Here is a 1,218-nt window from a genome sequence, read left to right on the forward strand (position 1 = left end):
AAGGTGCTCGACACCACGGCGATGGAGGCCGCGGTCGCCGCGATCCTGAAGGCGCGCCGCGTCGAGCTCTACGGCATCGGCAGCGCGGCCCCGATCGCCGAGGATGCCAATTACCGCCTGCTGCGCATCGGCATCGAGGCGAAGGTCGTGGTCGATTCCCATGTCCAGGCGATCAGCGCCTCGTTGACCGGGCCTGACGTGGCGGTGATCACCATCTCCCATTCCGGCAGCACGCTCGAGACGGTTGCAGCCACGAAACTTGCCAAGGAAGCCGGCGCGACGACGATCTGCATCACCAATTTCGGCAAGTCGCCGCTGCTCGCCCATGCCGATATCGTGCTGCACACGATGGCGCGCGAAACGCAGTTCCGCACCGAGGCGATGACTAGCCGGATCGCACAACTTGCCATCATCGACGCGCTGATCGCCTGTGTATCGCTCGCCGATTACGACAAGGCCCTGGCGACGATCGGCAAGACCTTCGACGTCCTGTCGAGCAAGCGCTTCTGAGCCGGGGGCAGGGGAACCTCATCCCACGGGCGGACCTATCGCGTTTGCCGCGACAGCCTGCCCTCATAGGGCACACCCAGCCCTTGCGGTTGAAGCTGCAATGTTGTGCTGGATGTCCAGACTTCGAAGCAGTCCTCGCCCCGCGCTGATTGCCAGCAGAGCGCGTCGCCCTTGGCGAACCAGCGGAGATCCTGCCGGCGGCTCATCGCATATTCCGTGAGGTTGCCGCCGGGCTGGAAGCTGTAACGCCAGTGCACGCCGTCACTGAATTCCTTCCCCGACATCAAGCGATCGATCGCTGTGCCGTGAATGCGCCTGAAGCCTTTCAGCTCGGGGCGATGCTGCGCCCATGTCGTCGAGATCTGTCCGGCTGCTGCCAGTGCGAACAGGGGGAGGGCCCATCTTCTCATGCGCATCAAGATCTCCGGTGGCGCGTGAGCCGCCGGCCGCCAGCAGCCCTGGCTCCAAACGCCAGGACCGCGTCGGCTGCGAACAGGTGCGTGGCCGGCCGCTAGATCGATCCCGTGACGAATCCAAAGAGGACCCCAAGGACGGAGCATGCCGCCAGCACCCCGATCATGCCGACCTTGAAGCGAAACACCGCCAACAGCGCGCCAATTGTCAGGATCAGAGACGGGATGTTGACGGAGCTGAGCTCAGGCACGTCGACTGTCACGCCAAACCTATGAACCTCGCGCAGCTCTGAAA

2 protein-coding genes and 1 pseudogene are annotated in these 1,218 nt (G+C 64.0%); 1 reads left to right on the forward strand and 2 read right to left on the reverse strand.

Going from position 1 to position 1,218, the window contains the following annotated elements:
* On the forward strand, positions 1-510 hold a 510-nt coding region (locus AC1DJT_RS36750; protein WP_476836068.1), incomplete at its 5' end, for a MurR/RpiR family transcriptional regulator.
* Between the two features lie 35 nt (positions 511-545).
* Here AC1DJT_RS36750 and AC1DJT_RS36755 read toward each other — a convergent pair.
* A complete protein-coding gene (locus AC1DJT_RS36755) occupies positions 546-926 on the reverse strand; it encodes a hypothetical protein (RefSeq protein ID WP_476769766.1) in 381 nt (126 codons plus the stop codon).
* A 95-nt stretch (positions 927-1,021) separates the two neighbouring features.
* Positions 1,022-1,218, reverse strand: a pseudogene (locus AC1DJT_RS36760) (chromate transporter); the annotation flags it as partial.

Source organism: Allobosea sp. 05T422_2 (genome assembly GCF_056396265.1).